Below are 16,027 nucleotides of genomic sequence, written 5' to 3' on the forward strand. Positions count from 1 at the left end.
TGCAGGCGATTCTTGTGTGTCGCTGGTCCGCGCGCCTTCTTCGCGGACCCGGGGCAGTTTAGGGCGCCGTGCGCCGCAGGGGGAGGGCGGAGGGCACCCCCGGGCGGGGGGTCAATGTGTCAAATTGCACGCTCGGCTTGACCGCCGGCGGAACTTTTCGTCTTGCTACAGTCACGTCCATGAACGTCGCGCTGAAAGTGCTGGAACTGCTGCCCTGGATCGACTGGGCCGCCATCGTCGTCTTCTTCGGCGGCTGGTCCGGCTACGCGTGGTTCGCGCGCGACCGCTCCCTCACGCGGCCGTCCATCCTCGGCGCCACCAACCGCGTGCGCAGCCAGTGGATGCTGCAGACCACCTACCGCGCCGTGCGGGTGCTCGACGGCACCGTGATCCAGAACCTCTCCACGAGCCCGTCGTTCTTCGCATCCACCACCGTGCTGATCATCGGCGGCCTGCTGGCCGTGCTGGGCACGAGCGAGAAGGCGAACGAACTCGTGCGCGACCTGCCGTTCGCCGCGTCGAACAACAGCTCGGTGCTGCTGTTCGACCTGAAGGTGATCCTGCTGCTGGTGGTGTTCGTCTACGCGTTCTTCCGCTTCACGTGGTCGATGCGCCAGTACACCTTCGGCGCGCTGCTCGTGGCGGCCGCGCCCGAGGCCGAGCAGTTCGAGGCGCAGGGCCTGTCGCGCGAGGCGTTCGCGAACAAGGCGGGCCGCATGGTGGGTCTCGCCGCCGAGACCTTCAACGACGGGCTGCGCGCCTACTACTTCTCGTTCGCCGCGGTGGGCTGGTTCTTCTCGCCGGTGGTGTTCATGGTGGCCACGGCCGGCGTGATCTACATCCTGTTCACCCGGGAGTTCCGCTCCGAGGTGCTGGACGTGCTCAACTCCTGATCAGGGGTTGATCGCCGACAGGTCGGAGGCCACGGCCTCGCGTTCGTCGAACACGAAACAGCCCCCCTCGTAGTGGGCGCCGCCTGCTTCCTCGAAGTACTTCAGGATGCCGCCTTCCAGTTGCAGCACGTTCTGCACACCCGCCTCGGCCATGAACAGCGCCGCCTTCTCGCAGCGGATGCCGCCGGTGCAGTAGCTCACCACCGTCTTGCCTTCCAGGCTGGCGGCGTTCGCACGCACGGCGTCGGGGAACTCGGTGAACTTCGTGATGCGCCAGTCGATGGCGTTGGCGAAGCGGCCGTGGTCCACCTCGAAGGCGTTGCGCGTGTCGAGCATCACCACCGGGCGACCCGTGTCGTCCACCCCGGCGTCGAGCCAGCGCGACAGCGTGCGGGCGTCGACCGACGGCGCACGGCCCGCCGACGGCTTCACGTGCGGGTGGTTCATGCGGATGATCTCGCGCTTGACCTTCACGAGCAGCTTGCCGAATGGCACGGTGGCCGACCAGCTCTCCTTCGGTTCGAGCGGTGCGAAGCGCGGGTCGGTGCGCAGTTCGCCCACGAACGCGCGCACGTCGTCGGGCGCGCCGGCGAGGAAGAGGTTGATGCCTTCTTCCGCGAGCAGCACGGTGCCCTTGAGCGAACGAGCCGCGGCTTGTGAGCGGATGCTCTCGCGGAGCGCCTGTGTGTCCGTGAGCGGCACGAACAGGTAGGACGAGATGTTGAGGACGGGGGGCAGGTTCGGTTCCACCCGCGCATTTTACGGAACCCACCTCTCTAGAATGTCGGGATGGCGTTTGTTCACCTCCGTTCCCACACCGAATTCTCCGTCGTCGACGGCACCCTGCGCATCGACGAACTCGTCGACGCCGCCGCCGGCGACGGCCAGGCCGCCCTCGCGATCACCGACCTGTCGAACCTGTTCGGCGGGGTCAAGTTCTACAAGGAAGCCCGCAAGGCGGGCGTCAAGCCCGTGCTGGGCGCCGACGTCTGGCTCGAGCCCGACACCGCCGCCGGCGAGAAGCTGCCCAGCCGCCTGCTGCTGCTGGCGCAGAACCGCAACGGCTACCTGAACCTCTGCGAGATCCTGTCCCGCGCGTGGATCCAGGACGTGCAGCAGGGCCGCGCGTGGGTGCGCTGGGAGTCGCTCGCCGCACTCGGCAGCGACCTGATCGTGCTGTCCGGAGCCGACCTGGGCGCCGTGGGCCAGGCCCTGCTCGCGAACGACACCGAACGTGCGAAGGCCATCGCCACGCGCCTGTCCGACCTGTTCCCCCAGCGCTTCTACATCGAGCTGCAGCGTGCCGGCCTGCCGGGCCACGAGCCGCACGTGCGCGCCGCGGTGCCGCTGGCGGCCGAACTCGGCCTGCCGGTCGTGGCCACGCACCCGCTGCAGTTCCAGACGCCGGAGGACTTCGAGGCCCACGAGGCCCGCACCTGCATCGCCGAGGGCGAGACGCTCACGAACCCGCGCCGCGTCAAGAAGTTCACGCGCGACCAGCACTTCAAGACGCAGGCCGAGATGGAGGCGCTGTTCGCGGACGTGCCCACGGCCATCCGGAACACCGTCGAGATCGCCAAGCGCTGCAGCCTGACGCTCGTGCTCGGCAAGCCGCGCCTGCCGGACTTCCCGGTGCCCGAGGTCGAGGGCCGCCTGATGGAGCCGGAAGAGTACTTCCGCTACGTCTCGCACGAGGGCCTGAAGGAGCGGATGATCCACCTGTTCCCGGACCCCGCCAAACGCGAGGCCGAGAACCCCCGGTATGTCGAGCGGCTCGACTTCGAGATCAACACGATCCTGAAGATGGGCTTCCCCGGCTACTTCCTGATCGTGGCGGACTTCATCATCTGGGCGAAAGGCCACGGTTGTCCCGTGGGGCCGGGCCGGGGTTCCGGCGCCGGCTCGCTCGTGGCCTACGCGCTCAAGATCACCGACCTCGACCCGCTGCGCTACAACCTGCTGTTCGAACGCTTCCTGAACCCGGAGCGGGTGTCGATGCCCGACTTCGACATCGACTTCTGCCAGGGCAACCGCGACCGCGTCATCGACTACGTGAAGGACAAGTACGGCCGCGAGGCCGTCAGCCAGATCGCCACGTTCGGCACCATGGCGGCGAAGGCCGCGCTGCGGGACGTGGGCCGCGTGCTCGGCATGGGCTACGGCCACGTCGACGGTGTCGCGAAGCTCGTGCCGGCGCCGCCCGGCAAGACCGTGACGCTCAAGCGCCCCGGCGACAAGCCCGACCCCGGCATCATCTACGCGCGCACCGAGGCGCCCGAGATCGAGCAGCGCGAGAAGAACGAGGAAGAGGTCGCCGAACTGCTGGCGCTGGCCGAACGCGTCGAGGGCATGGTGCGCAACATCGGCATGCACGCGGGGGGCGTGCTGATCGCCCCGGGCAAGATCACCGACTTCTGCCCGCTCTACATGCAGCCCGGCAGCGACAGCGCCGTGAGCCAGTACGACAAGGACGACGTGGAGGCCATCGGCCTCGTGAAGTTCGACTTCCTGGGCCTCGCCACGCTGACCATCCTCGAACTCGCGAAGGACTACATCCGCGCGCGCCGGCCCAAGCAGGAGAACTTCGCGTTCGAGAACATCCCGCTGAACGACCGCGCGTCGTACCAGCTGATGAGCGAGGGCAAGACGGTCGCCGTGTTCCAGCTGGAATCGTCCGGCATGCAGCGCATGCTGAAGGATGCGAAGCCCAGCGTGTTCGAGGACATCATCGCGCTGGTGGCGCTGTACCGCCCGGGCCCGATGGACCTGATCCCGAGCTTCTGCGCCCGCAAGCACGGGCGCGAGGAGGTCGAGTACCCGCACCCGCTGATGAAGTCGGTGCTGGAGGAGACCTACGGCATCATGGTCTACCAGGAGCAGGTGATGCAGGTGGCCCAGATCGTCGGGGGCTACTCGCTCGGCGGCGCCGACCTGCTGCGCCGCGCGATGGGCAAGAAGAAGCTCGAGGAGATGGTGGCGCACCGCGCGACCTTCGCCGAGGGCGCGGGCAAGCAGGGCATCGAGGAGCCCAAGGCCAACGAGATCTTCGACCTGATGGAGAAGTTCGCGGGCTACGGCTTCAACAAATCGCACGCCGCGGCCTACGCGCTGCTCGCGTACCACACCGCGTACCTGAAGGCGCACTACCTCGCCGAATTCACCGCGGCCAACATGAGCGTCGCGCTCGACGACACCGACAAGCTCAAGATCTTCCACGACGACGCCGTCAAGCTCGGTCTCACGTTCGAGCCGCCCAACATCAACACCTGCAACTACCGCTTCGAACCGGTGGCCGACAAGGTGGTGCGCTACGGCCTCGGGGCCGTGAAGGGCACGGGCCAGAGCGCGGTCGAGGCCATCATCGAGGCCCGCGCCGAAGGCGGTCCGTTCAAGAGCATCTTCGACTTCGCCGCGCGCGTGGACCGCAGCCGCATCAACAAGCGCACCGTCGAGGCGCTCATCAAGGCCGGCGCGTTCGACCTGCTGCACCCGGAGCGCTCCCAGGTCGTCGCGAGCATCGGCCTCGCGTTCGAATACGCCGACACCCAGGCCGCGCACGCGGACCAGGGCGGCCTGTTCGACTTCGACGACTCGCACGGCGCGTCCACCACCGAACCCGACCTCGTCGAGGCCAAGCCGTGGAGCATCAAGGAGCGGCTGAGCCTCGAGAAGATCGCGCTCGGCTTCTACCTGTCGGGCCACCTGTTCGACCAGAGCGGATCCGAGGTGCGCAAGTTCGCGCGCCGCGAGATCGCCGACCTGATCGACACGCGCGAGCCGCAGGTGCTCGCGGGCATCGTGGGTGACCTGCGCGTCATCAACGGCCAGCGTGGCCGTGTCGCGATCTTCAAGCTCGACGACAAGAGCGAGATGATCGAGGCGGTGGCCAACGAGGAACTGCTCAACGCGAACAAGGACCTGCTGAAGGACGACGAGCTGATCATCGTGCTCGGCAAGGCGCAGCCCGACCGCTTCTCGGGCGGCATGCGCCTGAACGTGCAGCAGGTGTGGGACCTGCCCACCGCGCGGTGCCGCTTCGGCAAGTACCTGCGCGTCGAGGTCAACGGCAGCGTGCCGCCGGTGACCGAGGTGCTGCGCGACCACCCGAGCCGGCGCGTGGAAACGGAAGAGGGCACCGTGACGCAGGGCCTGCCGGTGCGGCTCGTGCTGCACCGCGAGGGCGCGTCCGGCGAACTGGACCTCGGGGACGAGGGGCGGTTCTATCCGTCGGATGCGGCGCTCGAGCGGTGGCTCGAGGGCAGCCACGGAAAGTCCACCGTCGTCTACGACTGAACTGGCCGCACGTGCACAGTGCACACGTCGGCTGACGACTGTGCACATTGTGAAAGTGATTGAAAGCACGTCATCGCCCCCCGAACTCTTGCCGTTGTGGAGGTGTCGTACCTGACATGAAGTTGAAGGAGAAAACCGAATGATGAAGAAGATCCTGATGGCCGCCGGCCTGGCCGCGGTCAGCCTGCACAGCATGGCGAGTCCCAACGTGGGTGTGTCCGTGAGCGTCGGCCAGCCGGGCTTCTACGGCCGCATCGACATCGGCAACGCGCCGCCCGCCGCGGTGATCTACCCGCAGCCCGTGATCATCCAGCAGCCGCCGGTCATCGTCGCGCACCGCCCGCCGATCTACCTGCGCGTGCCGCCGGGCCACCAGAAGAACTGGCGCAAGTACTGCGGCCGCTACGAGGCCTGCGGCCAGCCGGTGTACTTCGTGCGCGACGACTGGTACCGCGACCACTACCGCCGCCCTGCGCCGCCGCCGCGCGTGGTCTACCGGGAGGATCGCCGCGACTGGCGCGACGATCGCCACGATGACCGGCACGACCGCCATGATCGGCATGACCACCGCGACGACCGTGGCCATCACGGCAACGGTCATGGCAAGGGCCACGGCCGCGACTGATCGCATCGCACGTTCCCATGCAAAAGGGCGGCCTTCGGGCCGCCCTTGTCGTTGGTGCGCCGCGCCCTCAGGCCGGCGATGCCGAGCGTGCCCGGCGCGGGCGTTTCGCCTCGCCCGCCGTGTCGCCCCCCACCGCACCGAGCTCCTGCTCGAGCACCTTGCGCGACACGGCCCAGCCGCTGCGGTGGTGTTGGCGCAGGATCTCGCGCAGCATCGGGCCCGCGCGCTTGCGCAGTGCGTCGAGGATGTGCTCGTGCTCGCGCACGGCTTCCTGCCAGCGCTCGTTCTTGCGGTTGCCCGCGTAGCGGTAGCGCCGGATGCGCGCGCACTCGGCCGCGTAGATGCGTGACAGCACCGGGTTGCGCGCCGCGTCCACCACGCGCTGGTGGATGGCCTGGTTCAGCACGAAGTAGGTCATCAGCTCGCCGTCGTGGTGGGCCTGCACCATGTCCTTGTGGAGCTTCTCCACCTCGGCGACCTCGGCGTCGGTGATGAACTCGCACGCGGGTTCGGCGGCCATGGTCTCCAGGCCGATCAGCACCTCGATGGAGGCGGCCACGTCCGTCACCGACAGCGCGGTGACCACCGCCCCGCGGTTCGGCTCGATGGTCACGAGCCCCTCGGCTTCCAGGATCTTGAAGGCCTCCCGCAGCGGCGTGCGCGAGATGCCCTCGAGCTGTTCGCTCATCAGCCGCTCGGAAATGCGCTGCCCCGGCGTCAGGGCGCCGGAGACGATCAGTTCGCGCACGCGGCGCGCGGCGAGCAGGGTGCGTTTGCCACGGTCCTGGCCGTTGGAGTTCATGGGGGCATCGGTCACGGATTGCATTCAAAGCGAAGGATACACGGTCCCGGGTTAGGGGTTCTACGGAGTTGGATGGTGTGGATTGCATGCAAAATCGCGCCAACCCCTTCCCCGATCTTCATTCCCCCGCCATGAATCACCTGACCTATTTCGCGTCCGCCACTCGCCCCGCCGAGACCTGTGTCGTGGGCAGCGGCGGGTTCGGCCGCAGTTTCCTGGCCCAGGCGCGGCGCATTCCGCTGGTCAACGCACGGGTCGCGGTGGACCGTGAAGCCGCCATCGCGGTGGCCGCATTGCATTCAATCGGCATTCCGGCGGAGCAGATCGCCGTCTGCACGACCCGCACCGAAGCCGTGGCCGCCTGGGACCGCGGCCAGTACATCGCCGCCGCCGACGTCGCCCTCCTCACCGACCTCCCGCTCGACCTGCTGATCGAGGCCACGGGCCATCCCGAAGCGGGTGCCCGCCACGCGCGCCTCGCGATCGAGGCCGGCTGGCACGTGGCGCTGGCGTCCAAGGAAGTCGACAGTGTCATCGGCCCCGAACTCGCCCGCCAGGCCCAGGCCCGCGGCAAGGTGGTCACGCCGGTCGACGGCGACCAGCCATCGCTGCTGATCGGCCTGATCACGTGGGCGCAGACGCTGGGCCTCGAGATCGTCGCTGCCGGCAAGTCGAGCGAATACGACTTCGTGTTCGACGCCGCCGCCGAGTCGATCGACAGCAACGGCCGCACGGCGGCGGTGCCCGGCTTCGGCGCGTTGTGGGACCTGGCCGATGGCCACGTGCCCTCGCTCGCCGCCGCCCGGTCCACGGCATGCGCGGCGCTGCCGCAGCGCGCGGTGCCCGACCTGTGCGAACTGCAGGTCGTCGCCAACAGCACGGGCCTCGCGCCCGACACCCCGGCGCTGCACGCTCCCATCGCCCGCATCACCGAAGTCCCGACGATGTTCGCGCCGGTGTCGGAAGGCGGCATCATGGAAAAGGCCGCGTCGCTCGACGTGTTCCACTGCCTGCGCGCGCCGGGCGAGGTGAGCCTCGCCGGGGGTGTGTTCGTGATCGTGCGGTGCGATGATGCGGAGACGTGGGACCTGCTCCTGGGCAAGGGCCACGTGCTGAGCCGCGATGGCCGCCGCGCCATGATGTACATCCCTCGTCACCTGCTGGGCCTGGAAGCCGCCACGAGTGTGCTCGACGCGGTGGTGCACGCGCGCTCCACCGGCGCCCAGCAGCCGCGCCCGACCCTCGACCTCGTCGTGCGCGCCACGCGGAACCTGCTGGCCGGCAGCGTGCTCGAAATGGGGGGGCACCACCACAGCATCGACGGCACGGCCGCCGAACTGGTGCCCGCCGCGCCGCTCGGCGCCGGCGTGCCGGTGCCGTTCTACCTCGCCGCGAACCGGCGCCTCGTGCGCGACGTGGCCGCGGGCCAGGCCATCTGCTTCGACGACATCGAGGTCGAGGCCCACTCCGAACTCCTCGCGCTGCGCCGCCAGCAGGACGCCGCCTTCTTCCCCGGGTGACGACGCACCCGCGCCTCGCTCTCCGACCCGGCCCCGGCCGGTCACTCTCCCTGGAACAGGAACCGACATGACCTTCTCCCGATTCGCCCCCTTCGCCGCCATCGCCCTGGCCGCGACCTCGCTGTCCGCCACCGCGGCGGGCTGGCAGCCGAACCGCCCGGTCGAGTTCATCGTCACGGCCGGCCCCGGCGGCGGCACCGACCAGTTCGCCCGCGTGATCCAGTCGGTGGTGCAGAAGTACAAGCTGATGCCGGTGTCGGTCATCGTCACGAACAAGAGCGGTGGCGCCGGCACCGAGGCGCTCGTCTACGCGAAGTCGGCCAAGGGCGATCCGAACAAGCTCGTGTTCTCGACGAACCTCGCCTACCTGATGCCGATGATCACGAAGGTGGGCTACAGCACCGACGACATCGTGCCGGTGGCCATCCTCGCGGCCGACGAGTTCCTGCTGTGGGCCAACGCCGACGCGCCGTACAAGAACGCGAAGGACCTGCTCGACGCGGCCCGTGCGAAGAACGGCACGTTCATGATGGGCGGCGCCCAGTCCCGCGACACCGACCACATCCTCACCCGCCAGATCGAGAAGGCCACTGGCGTGAAGCTCACGTACGTGCCGTTCAAGTCCGGTGGTGAAGTGGCGGTGCAGCTGTCCGGCGGCCACATCGGCGCCAACGTGAACAACCCGTCCGAGAACGTGTCGCACTGGCGCGCCGGCAAGGTGCGTCCGCTGTGCGTGTTCGCGAAGCAGCGCCTGCCCATCAAGGCCAAGGTCACCAGCGACATGGGCTTCGGCGACGTGCCCACCTGCAAGGAGCAGGGCATCGCCGTCGACGAGTTCCGCATGCCGCGCACCGTGTGGACGGTGGCGGGCACCACGCCCGAGCAGGTCAAGTACTACGAGAACCTGATGGCCCAGGTGCGCTCGAAGCCCGAGTTCCGCGAGTGGCTCGAACGCGGCCTGCAGAGCGACCTGTACCTGACCGGCGCCCCGCTGCGTTCGTACATCGCCAACGACATGGCCAAGCACAAGGTGCAGTTCAGCGAAGACGGCTGGCTGCTGAAGGACTGAGCGAGTTCGTCGAGATGTCGATCCAACGCCAACGCATGGAGGTCGCGGTCGCGGCCATCCTGGCCGCCTTCTCGGGCGCCGTGATCCTCGGCAGCCTGCAGCTGGCGCACGGGTGGGGGGCCACGGGCCCCGAGTCCGGCTACTTCCCGCTGCGCCTCGGCGCGCTGCTGATGATCGTCAGCGTGCTGCTGCTGGTGCAGGCCGTGCGCAAGCCGGTCGAGGGCGCGTTCGCCACCGGCGAGCAGCTGCGCCGCACGGCCTCGATGTTCGTGCCCACCGCGCTGCTGGTGGCCGCGATGCCCTTCACCGGCCTGTACGTGGCGGCGTGCGTGTACCTCGTCTACATGGCGCGCACGCACGGCGGCTTCCCGTGGTGGAAGTCCCTCCTGCTGGGCGTCGGCTCGACGGCCGTGTTCTTCGGCGTGTTTGAGCTGTGGTTCGGCGTGCCGCTCGTCAAGGGCCCGCTCGAGACGTGGCTCGGCTACTGAGGACCTGATCGCATGCTCGAACAACTCCAACACCTGGCCGGCGGCTTCGAGACCGCCTTCAGCATCTATCACATCGCCTTGATGGTGGGCGGTGTGCTGCTCGGCATCCTCGTCGGCGTGCTGCCCGGCCTCGGCGCCCCGAACGGCGTCACGCTGCTGCTGCCGCTCACGTTCACGATGGACCCGGTCTCGGCCATCATCCTGCTGTCGTCGATGTACTGGGGCGCGCTCTTCGGCGGCTCCACCACGTCCATCCTCTTCAACATCCCCGGCGAACCCTCGTCGGTGGCCACCACGTTCGACGGCCACCCGATGGCACGCCACGGCGACGCCGCGAAGGCCCTGGCCACCGCGTTCCTGTCGGCGGGCTTCGGCGCGCTGGCCGGGGTGATCGTCGTCACGCTGATCGCCAACACCATCGCCGACTTCGCGCTGAAGTTCAGCCCGCCCGAGTACTTCGCGGTGTACCTGCTGACCTTCTGCAGCTACGTGGGCATGAGCGGCGGCGCCGCGCTCAAGACGATGGCCTCGCTGCTGATCGGCCTGTCGCTCGCCACGGTGGGCATGGACACGGTCTCGGGCGAGATGCGCCTGACCGGTGGTGCCGATTCGCTCGTGGGCGGGGTCTCGTTCCTCGCCGCGGTGGTGGGCCTCTTCGGCATCGGCGAACTGCTGGTGACGGTGGAGGAGGGCCTGAAGTTCGACGGCCTGAAGGCGAAGATGAGCTGGCGCGTCGTGTGGCAGACCGCGAAGGAGATGCCGCGCCACGCCGTGACCCTCGTGCGCTCCACGCTGATCGGCTGCTGGATGGGCATCACGCCGGGCGGTCCCACCGCCGCGTCGTTCATGTCGTACGGCATCGCCAAGCGCTTCTCGAAGAAGCGCGCCAACTTCGGCAAGGGCGAACCGGAAGGGGTCGTGGCGCCGGAGGCGGCCGACCACTCGGCCGGCGTCTCCGCACTGCTGCCGATGCTCGCGCTCGGCGTGCCGGGCTCGGCCACGGCAGCCGTGATGATGGGCGGCCTGATGATCTGGGGCCTGCAGCCCGGCCCGATGCTGTTCATCGAACAGACCGACTTCGTCTGGGGCCTCATCGCCTCGATGTACATGGCCAACGTGGTGGCGGTGGTGCTGGTGCTCGGCACGATCCCGCTGTTCGCCGCGATCCTGCGCGCGCCGTTCGCGATCATCGGTCCGCTGATCATCGTGGTGTGCCTGATCGGCGCGTACACCATCGGCGGCAAGATGTTCGACGTGTACCTCGCGCTCGGCTTCGGTGTCATCGGCTATGTGTTCAAGAAGCTCGACTATCCGATCGCGCCGCTGATCCTCGCGATGGTGCTCGGCGACAAGTCGGAAGACGCGTTCCGCCAGTCGATGCTGCTGTCCGAAGGGTCGCTCGGCGTGTTCTTCGGCAACGGCCTCGTCGGCACGATCACCGTGCTCGCCCTCGCGCTGCTGGCCTGGGGCACGTGCGGCGGCCTGTTCTCGCGGCGCCGCGCGGCGGTGCCGGTCTGATTTCCATTCACGAACCAGGGTAACGACATGATCCTCGGTGTCATCGCCGACGACTTCACCGGCGCCTCCGACATCGCCAGCATGCTGGTGCGCGCCGGGCTGCGCACCGTGCAGACCATCGGCCTGCCCGACGGCCCGGCGCCCGATGCGGACGCGGTGGTGGTCGCGCTGAAGAGCCGCACCGCGCCCGTCGCCGACGCGGTGCGCGAGTCGCTCGCCGCGCTCGCGTGGCTGCGGGCCGCCGGTGCGCAGCGCTTCTACTTCAAGTACTGCTCCACGTTCGACTCCACGGCCGAAGGCAACATCGGCCCGGTGACCGACGCGCTGATGACGGCGCTGGGCACCGACATCACGGTGATGTGCCCGGCACTCCCCGAGAACGGCCGGACGGTCTACGCGGGTCACCTGTTCGTCGGCGACACGCTGCTGTCGGAGTCGGGCATGCGGCACCACCCACTCACGCCGATGACCGACGCCAACCTGCTGCGTGTGCTGCAGCCGCAGGTGCCGGCGGGCCAGGGCATCGGCCTCGTGCGGCACGGCACGGTCGCGAAGGGCGCCGACGCGGTGCGCCGCGAACTCGACACGTTGCGCGCCCGGGGCGTGCGCTACGCCGTGACCGACGCGGTGGACAACGCCGACCTGAAGGTGCTGGCCGAAGCCACGTCGGACCTGCCGCTGGTGACCGGCGGCTCCGGCCTCGCGCTGGGCCTGCGGGCCGAGGCCCCGCGCACCGATGCCACCTCGCTGCCCCCGGTCGGTGGCCACGCCGCCGTGCTGTCGGGATCGTGTTCGGTCGCCACCAACGCGCAGGTCAACGACTGGATCGCGTCGGGCCGCCCGGCGTATCGGATCGATGCGATGCAGTTCGGTGCGGACGGGGCCCCGGACCCGGCCGAGGCCGCGCTCGCGTGGGCCGCGCCGCGGCTCGCGGGCGGACCCGTGCTGATCTATGCGACGTCGACGCCGGACGAGGTGCGTGCGGTGCAGGCGCACTTCGGCGTCGAGCAGGCCGGCGTGCTGGTGGAGGACTGCCTCGCGCGCGTGGCCTGCGGCCTCGTCGACCTCGGCGTGCGCCGGCTCGTCACCGCGGGCGGCGAGACCTCGGGCGCGGTCGTCAACGCACTCGACGTGAACCAGCTGCGCATCGGCCCGACCATCGACCCGGGCGTGCCCTGGACCCACGCCGAGCAGCGTGGGTTGCTGCTCGCGATGAAGTCCGGCAACTTCGGCACGGTGGACTTCTTCGCGAAGGCGCTGGGGCAGGTGGCCTGATGGACACGCGCCAGCTCGCCCTGCGCGAAGAGATCTGCCGCGTGGGCCGCTCGCTCTTCGAGCGCGGCTACGTGCACGCCACCGCGGGCAACATCAGCGTGCGGCTGGACGACGGCGCGGGCGGCGGTCACCTGATCACGCCCACCGACGCCTGCCTGGGCGCGCTCGACCCGGCGCGGCTCGCGTGGGTCGACGCCGACGGCGTGCAGCGCTCGGGCGACCGCGCGAGCAAGACGCTCGCACTGCACCGGTCCATCTACGCGGCCGACCCGGCCGCGCGGTGCGTGATCCACACGCACTCGACCCACCTCGTCGCCACCACGCTCACCGGCGCCTGGCGGCCCGACTGCCTGCTGCCGCCGATCACCCCGTACTTCGTGATGAAGGTGGGGCGGGTGCCGCTGGTGCCGTACCACCGGCCGGGCGATCCCGAGGTGGCTCGGCTCGTCGCCGGGCTGATCACGTCGGCGCGAGCGTCGTCGGCGCCGATTCGCGCGGTGATGCTCGACCGCCTCGGCCCCAACGTGTGGCACGACTCGCCGGCGTCGGCGATGGCGGTGCTGGAGGAACTGGAGGAGACGGCGCGGTTGTGGCTGCTGTCCGGTCGCGTGGCCACGCCGCTCGACGAGGCCCGGATCGACGAACTGCGCCGCGTGTTCGGCGCCGCGTGGCCGGCGGCTTGAGCGTCAAGCGGACCGCCGCCGCCACGCCTGCGGCGTGACCCCGTGGCGGCGTGCGAATGCGCGCTGCAGCGCATCCACCGATCCGAATCCGCAGCGGCTCGCGATGCGCTCCTGCGGCCAGCCGCTGTCGTCCAGCAGGCGCGAGGCGGCGGTGACCCGCGCGTCCGCGACGAAACGCGCGGGCGTGCTGCCCGTCTCGGCCACGAAGGCTCGCGCGAAGTGCCGCGGGCTCATCGACACGCGTTCGGCCAGCGCGTCGACGGACAGGTCCGCGTCGAGGTTCGTGTCGATCCAGGCGAGCAGGTCGCGCAGCCGGTGGCTTGCACCGGCTTGCGCCTCGAGCGCCGCGCTCAGCTGCGGCTGGTCGGCGCCGCGCAGCATCGGCAGGGCGAGGGTGCGAGCGATGTCCATCGCGAGGTCGTGGCCCAGGTCTTCCTCCACGAGCGCGAGCGCCAGTTCGATGCCGGTGGTCACGCCCGCCGAGGTCCACACGGGCCCGTCGCGCACGTAGATGCGTTCGCGCAGCACGGTGGCCTGGGGCCTCAGCGCCTGCAGCAGGTCGCACACGCGCCAGTGCGTGGTGGCCTCGCGGCCATCGAGCAGGCCCGCCGCGGCGAGGGCGAACGCGCCGCTGCAGACGCTCGCCATGCGCCGCGCCCGCGGGGCCGCCTGACGCAGCCAGCGTGCCACGCCCTGGTCCACGATGGCCGAGCGCATGGCGGGTTCGTCGCCACCGGCCACGATGATGGTGTCCACGGCCGCGGGCAGTGCGGCGAGGGCGCGCGTGTCTCCGAGGCTCAGCCCGCTGTTGGTGGCGACGGGGCCGCCGGCGGGCGACGCCACATGCAGGCGGTAGCGGCCCGGATGCAGGGCCTCGGCCTTGCTGAAGACGCTGGCCGGTCCCGCCACGTCGATCACCTCCACGCCGTCGAACGCCAGCAGCACCACATCGGCCGTGGCAGGAATCACGGCTCCGCCGTCATGGCGCGGGCCGCGGTCGCGCCCTAGGCTCGGATCATCGGGTTCATGGAGTGTGGCCATGGGGAAGGTGTTCCGGTTCGTGCTGGTCTCCAGTATCGCCATGCTGCTGGGCGGGGCCGCAACGGCACTGCCGGCGGCAGGGGATGCGGACCGCGACCGCCAGGTGTTCGTCGACGCGATGGCGCCGCACGGTGCGGCCCGGCCGGTGGTGGCGGTGCTCGCGCTGAACGAGGGCACGGAGATGACCGACCTGCTGCTGCCCACCGCGGTGCTGCGCCGCGCGGACGTGGCCGACGTCGTGGTGGTGGCGCCGCGGGCCGGCGAGGTGGCGCTGTACCCGGCGCTGCGCGTGCGGGGGGCGATCTCGTTCGAGGACTTCGCGCGGCGGTACCCGGCCGGGGCCAGCCATGTGGTCGTGCCCGCGATGGTCGACGACGACGATCCGGCCGTGACGGGCTGGCTCCGGCAGCAGGCCGCGTCGGGCGCGCGGGTGATCGGGGTCTGCTCGGGCGTGCGCGTGGTGGGCCGCGCCGGCCTGCTCGATGGCCGGCGCTTCAGCGGCCACTGGTACGACCGGCGCACGCTGCTGGAGCGCCACCGCGGGGCCGTGCACGTGCCCGACCGCCGCTACGTGGTGGACGGCCCGGTGGCCACCACGACCGGCATCACGGCGTCGGTGCCGGCGATGCTCGCGCTGGTCGAGGCCCTCGGCGGACCTGCGCGCGCCGCGGCGCTGGCGGGCGAACTGGGGGTGTCCGACTGGGGCCCGTCACACGACAGCGCGGCCTTCGGCCTCGACACGCCGCGGGCCTTCCACTACCTCGTGAACAAGGCCGCCTTCTGGCGGGGCGAGACGCTGCAGGTGGACGTGGCGGACGGCGCGGACGAAGTGGCGCTGGCGCTGGTGGCCGATGCCTGGGTGCGAACGGGGCACGTGTCGCTGGTGGCGGTGTCGGACGCGGCGGCCGTCACATTGCGCAGCGGGCTCGTGCTCGCCTCCAGTCCGCCCGTTGCGGGGCGGTCCCGTGTGCCGCGGGAGACGGCCCTGCCTCCGGTGCGGCAGCTGGACCGCGCGTTGTGCGAGATCGGCGAGCGCCATGGCGACGCCCGGCGGGACTGGGTGATGCAGGAGATGGAGTACCCGATGCCGGAGGGCGGCTTGTGCGGTCGCTGATCACCACACCGTCATGCTGCTCGTGAGCACGCGCTGCAGCCAGTTGCGCGTGGCCGCCTCCGACACATCCCCCTGACCGACCAGCTCGACCCGCGCGTTGACCGCGTCGGCCGAGGCGACCACGTTCCCCGGCCGGATGTCCCGCGGGTTCACGATGCCCGAGAAGCGCAGCGTGCTCGTGCCGCCGTTCATCGCGACGCTGCGTTCGCCGGCCACGACGAGGTGGCCGTTCGGCAGCACGTTGATCACCGAGGCGGCGAGCTGGCCCGTGAAGCTGCTGCTGTTGCCGGTGGCGCCGCTGCCCTTGAATGCATCGCTGCCCGAGGCCGAGGCGTCCAGGTTCAGCAGCGAGCCCAGCACGCCGGTGGCCGACTTGGAGCCGGGGCCCTTCGAGGCCACCGAGTTCTCGCGGCTCGTGTCGGTGTTGACCTCGCGCTTGGCCTTCACGGTTTCGGCGATGTCGACCTTGAGGGAGTCACCGACGCTGCGGGGGCGCACCTCGCCGGAGAACAGCGACGTGCTGGCCATGTTCGCCTGGAAGATGCTGCCGTTGTTGTGCCGCTCGATCGCCAGGGGCGGCGTGAACGGCGGGGCGATGACCGGGCCGCTGACGAGCGGGGTGGGGGAGGCGCAGCCGGTCACCAGGGCCAGCAGGCCGGCGGCACCCGCGAGTTTCCGGAAAGAGTATTTCATGGGGTCACCTGGA

At 70.1% G+C, this 16,027-nt stretch carries 14 protein-coding genes; 10 read left to right on the forward strand and 4 right to left on the reverse strand.

What is annotated here, in order from left to right; all coding sequences use genetic code 11:
- Positions 1 to 179: 179 nt before the first annotated feature.
- Complete coding sequence (locus A4W93_RS08115) at positions 180 to 893, forward strand: DUF599 domain-containing protein (RefSeq protein ID WP_085750138.1); 714 nt, start codon at positions 180 to 182, stop codon at positions 891 to 893.
- Here A4W93_RS08115 and A4W93_RS08120 read toward each other — a convergent pair whose 3' ends face one another.
- Positions 894 to 1,631 (reverse strand): sulfurtransferase, encoded by a 738-nt coding sequence (locus A4W93_RS08120; RefSeq protein WP_099960038.1) that lies wholly within the window; start codon positions 1,629 to 1,631, stop codon positions 894 to 896.
- 51 nt (positions 1,632 to 1,682) lie between these two features.
- On the opposite strand from A4W93_RS08120, the gene dnaE reads away from it, so the two are divergent.
- Both dnaE and A4W93_RS08130 read left to right on the forward strand, forming a co-directional pair.
- A complete protein-coding gene (gene dnaE, locus A4W93_RS08125; RefSeq protein ID WP_085750140.1) occupies positions 1,683 to 5,186 on the forward strand; it encodes a DNA polymerase III subunit alpha in 3,504 nt (1,167 codons plus the stop codon).
- A gap of 139 nt (positions 5,187 to 5,325) precedes the next feature.
- Complete coding sequence (locus tag A4W93_RS08130; protein WP_407081703.1) at positions 5,326 to 5,811, forward strand: hypothetical protein; 486 nt, start codon at positions 5,326 to 5,328, stop codon at positions 5,809 to 5,811.
- Between the two features lie 67 nt (positions 5,812 to 5,878).
- Here A4W93_RS08130 and A4W93_RS08135 read toward each other — a convergent pair whose 3' ends face one another.
- Positions 5,879 to 6,613, reverse strand: a complete 735-nt coding sequence (locus A4W93_RS08135) for a GntR family transcriptional regulator (RefSeq protein ID WP_085750141.1) — start codon at positions 6,611 to 6,613, stop codon at positions 5,879 to 5,881.
- Positions 6,614 to 6,744: 131 nt separating this feature from the next.
- On the opposite strand from A4W93_RS08135, the gene A4W93_RS08140 reads away from it, so the two are divergent.
- The 6 genes from A4W93_RS08140 to A4W93_RS08165 all read left to right on the forward strand — a co-directional run bounded on the left by A4W93_RS08140 (position 6,745) and on the right by A4W93_RS08165 (position 13,166).
- A complete protein-coding gene (locus A4W93_RS08140; RefSeq protein WP_085750142.1) occupies positions 6,745 to 8,133 on the forward strand; it encodes an NAD(P)H-dependent oxidoreductase in 1,389 nt (462 codons plus the stop codon).
- Between the two features lie 67 nt (positions 8,134 to 8,200).
- The gene (locus tag A4W93_RS08145; protein ID WP_085750143.1) at positions 8,201 to 9,202 is read left to right on the forward strand and encodes a Bug family tripartite tricarboxylate transporter substrate binding protein; all 1,002 of its coding nucleotides are present in this window, start codon (positions 8,201 to 8,203) and stop codon (positions 9,200 to 9,202) included.
- Between the two features lie 14 nt (positions 9,203 to 9,216).
- The gene (locus A4W93_RS08150) at positions 9,217 to 9,690 is read left to right on the forward strand and encodes a tripartite tricarboxylate transporter TctB family protein (RefSeq protein ID WP_085750144.1); all 474 of its coding nucleotides are present in this window, start codon (positions 9,217 to 9,219) and stop codon (positions 9,688 to 9,690) included.
- A gap of 12 nt (positions 9,691 to 9,702) precedes the next feature.
- Positions 9,703 to 11,208: a tripartite tricarboxylate transporter permease gene (locus A4W93_RS08155; protein WP_085750145.1), complete on the forward strand. Its 1,506-nt coding sequence runs from the start codon at positions 9,703 to 9,705 to the stop codon at positions 11,206 to 11,208.
- A 27-nt stretch (positions 11,209 to 11,235) separates the two neighbouring features.
- Positions 11,236 to 12,483: a 3-oxo-tetronate kinase gene (otnK, locus tag A4W93_RS08160; protein ID WP_085750146.1), complete on the forward strand. Its 1,248-nt coding sequence runs from the start codon at positions 11,236 to 11,238 to the stop codon at positions 12,481 to 12,483.
- The gene (locus A4W93_RS08165; protein WP_085750147.1) at positions 12,483 to 13,166 is read left to right on the forward strand and encodes a class II aldolase/adducin family protein; all 684 of its coding nucleotides are present in this window, start codon (positions 12,483 to 12,485) and stop codon (positions 13,164 to 13,166) included. Before otnK ends, A4W93_RS08165 begins: the two co-directional genes overlap by 1 nt.
- Positions 13,167 to 13,169: 3 nt before the next feature.
- Here the strand turns inward: A4W93_RS08165 and A4W93_RS08170 are convergent, their stop codons facing one another.
- Positions 13,170 to 14,135, reverse strand: coding sequence for a GlxA family transcriptional regulator (locus tag A4W93_RS08170; RefSeq protein WP_237357724.1), 966 nt, complete (start codon positions 14,133 to 14,135; stop codon positions 13,170 to 13,172).
- A gap of 70 nt (positions 14,136 to 14,205) precedes the next feature.
- On the opposite strand from A4W93_RS08170, the gene A4W93_RS08175 reads away from it, so the two are divergent.
- On the forward strand, positions 14,206 to 15,321 hold the full coding sequence (locus A4W93_RS08175; protein ID WP_085750149.1) for a DJ-1/PfpI family protein: 1,116 nt from the start codon (positions 14,206 to 14,208) through the stop codon (positions 15,319 to 15,321).
- On the opposite strand, the gene A4W93_RS08180 is transcribed toward A4W93_RS08175, so the two are convergent.
- Positions 15,322 to 16,014, reverse strand: coding sequence for a flagellar basal body L-ring protein FlgH (locus A4W93_RS08180; protein ID WP_085750150.1), 693 nt, complete (start codon positions 16,012 to 16,014; stop codon positions 15,322 to 15,324).
- Between the last annotated feature and the right edge of the window lie 13 nt (positions 16,015 to 16,027).

It is taken from the genome of Piscinibacter gummiphilus (assembly GCF_002116905.1).
Classification (GTDB): domain Bacteria; phylum Pseudomonadota; class Gammaproteobacteria; order Burkholderiales; family Burkholderiaceae_C; genus Rhizobacter; species Rhizobacter gummiphilus.

Excerpts from the sequence above, each read along its gene's own strand:
- A4W93_RS08115 (WP_085750138.1), top strand. The coding sequence starts at position 180 with ATGAACGTCGCGCTGAAAGTGCTGGAACTGCTGCCCTGGATCGACTGG.
- dnaE (WP_085750140.1), top strand. The coding sequence starts at position 1,683 with ATGGCGTTTGTTCACCTCCGTTCCCACACCGAATTCTCCGTCGTCGAC.
- A4W93_RS08130 (WP_407081703.1), top strand. The coding sequence starts at position 5,326 with ATGATGAAGAAGATCCTGATGGCCGCCGGCCTGGCCGCGGTCAGCCTG.
- A4W93_RS08135 (WP_085750141.1), bottom strand. The coding sequence starts at position 6,613 with ATGAACTCCAACGGCCAGGACCGTGGCAAACGCACCCTGCTCGCCGCG.
- A4W93_RS08140 (WP_085750142.1), top strand. The coding sequence starts at position 6,745 with ATGAATCACCTGACCTATTTCGCGTCCGCCACTCGCCCCGCCGAGACC.
- A4W93_RS08145 (WP_085750143.1), top strand. The coding sequence starts at position 8,201 with ATGACCTTCTCCCGATTCGCCCCCTTCGCCGCCATCGCCCTGGCCGCG.
- A4W93_RS08150 (WP_085750144.1), top strand. The coding sequence starts at position 9,217 with ATGTCGATCCAACGCCAACGCATGGAGGTCGCGGTCGCGGCCATCCTG.
- A4W93_RS08155 (WP_085750145.1), top strand. The coding sequence starts at position 9,703 with ATGCTCGAACAACTCCAACACCTGGCCGGCGGCTTCGAGACCGCCTTC.
- otnK (WP_085750146.1), top strand. The coding sequence starts at position 11,236 with ATGATCCTCGGTGTCATCGCCGACGACTTCACCGGCGCCTCCGACATC.
- A4W93_RS08165 (WP_085750147.1), top strand. The coding sequence starts at position 12,483 with ATGGACACGCGCCAGCTCGCCCTGCGCGAAGAGATCTGCCGCGTGGGC.
- A4W93_RS08175 (WP_085750149.1), top strand. The coding sequence starts at position 14,206 with ATGGGGAAGGTGTTCCGGTTCGTGCTGGTCTCCAGTATCGCCATGCTG.
- A4W93_RS08180 (WP_085750150.1), bottom strand. The coding sequence starts at position 16,014 with ATGAAATACTCTTTCCGGAAACTCGCGGGTGCCGCCGGCCTGCTGGCC.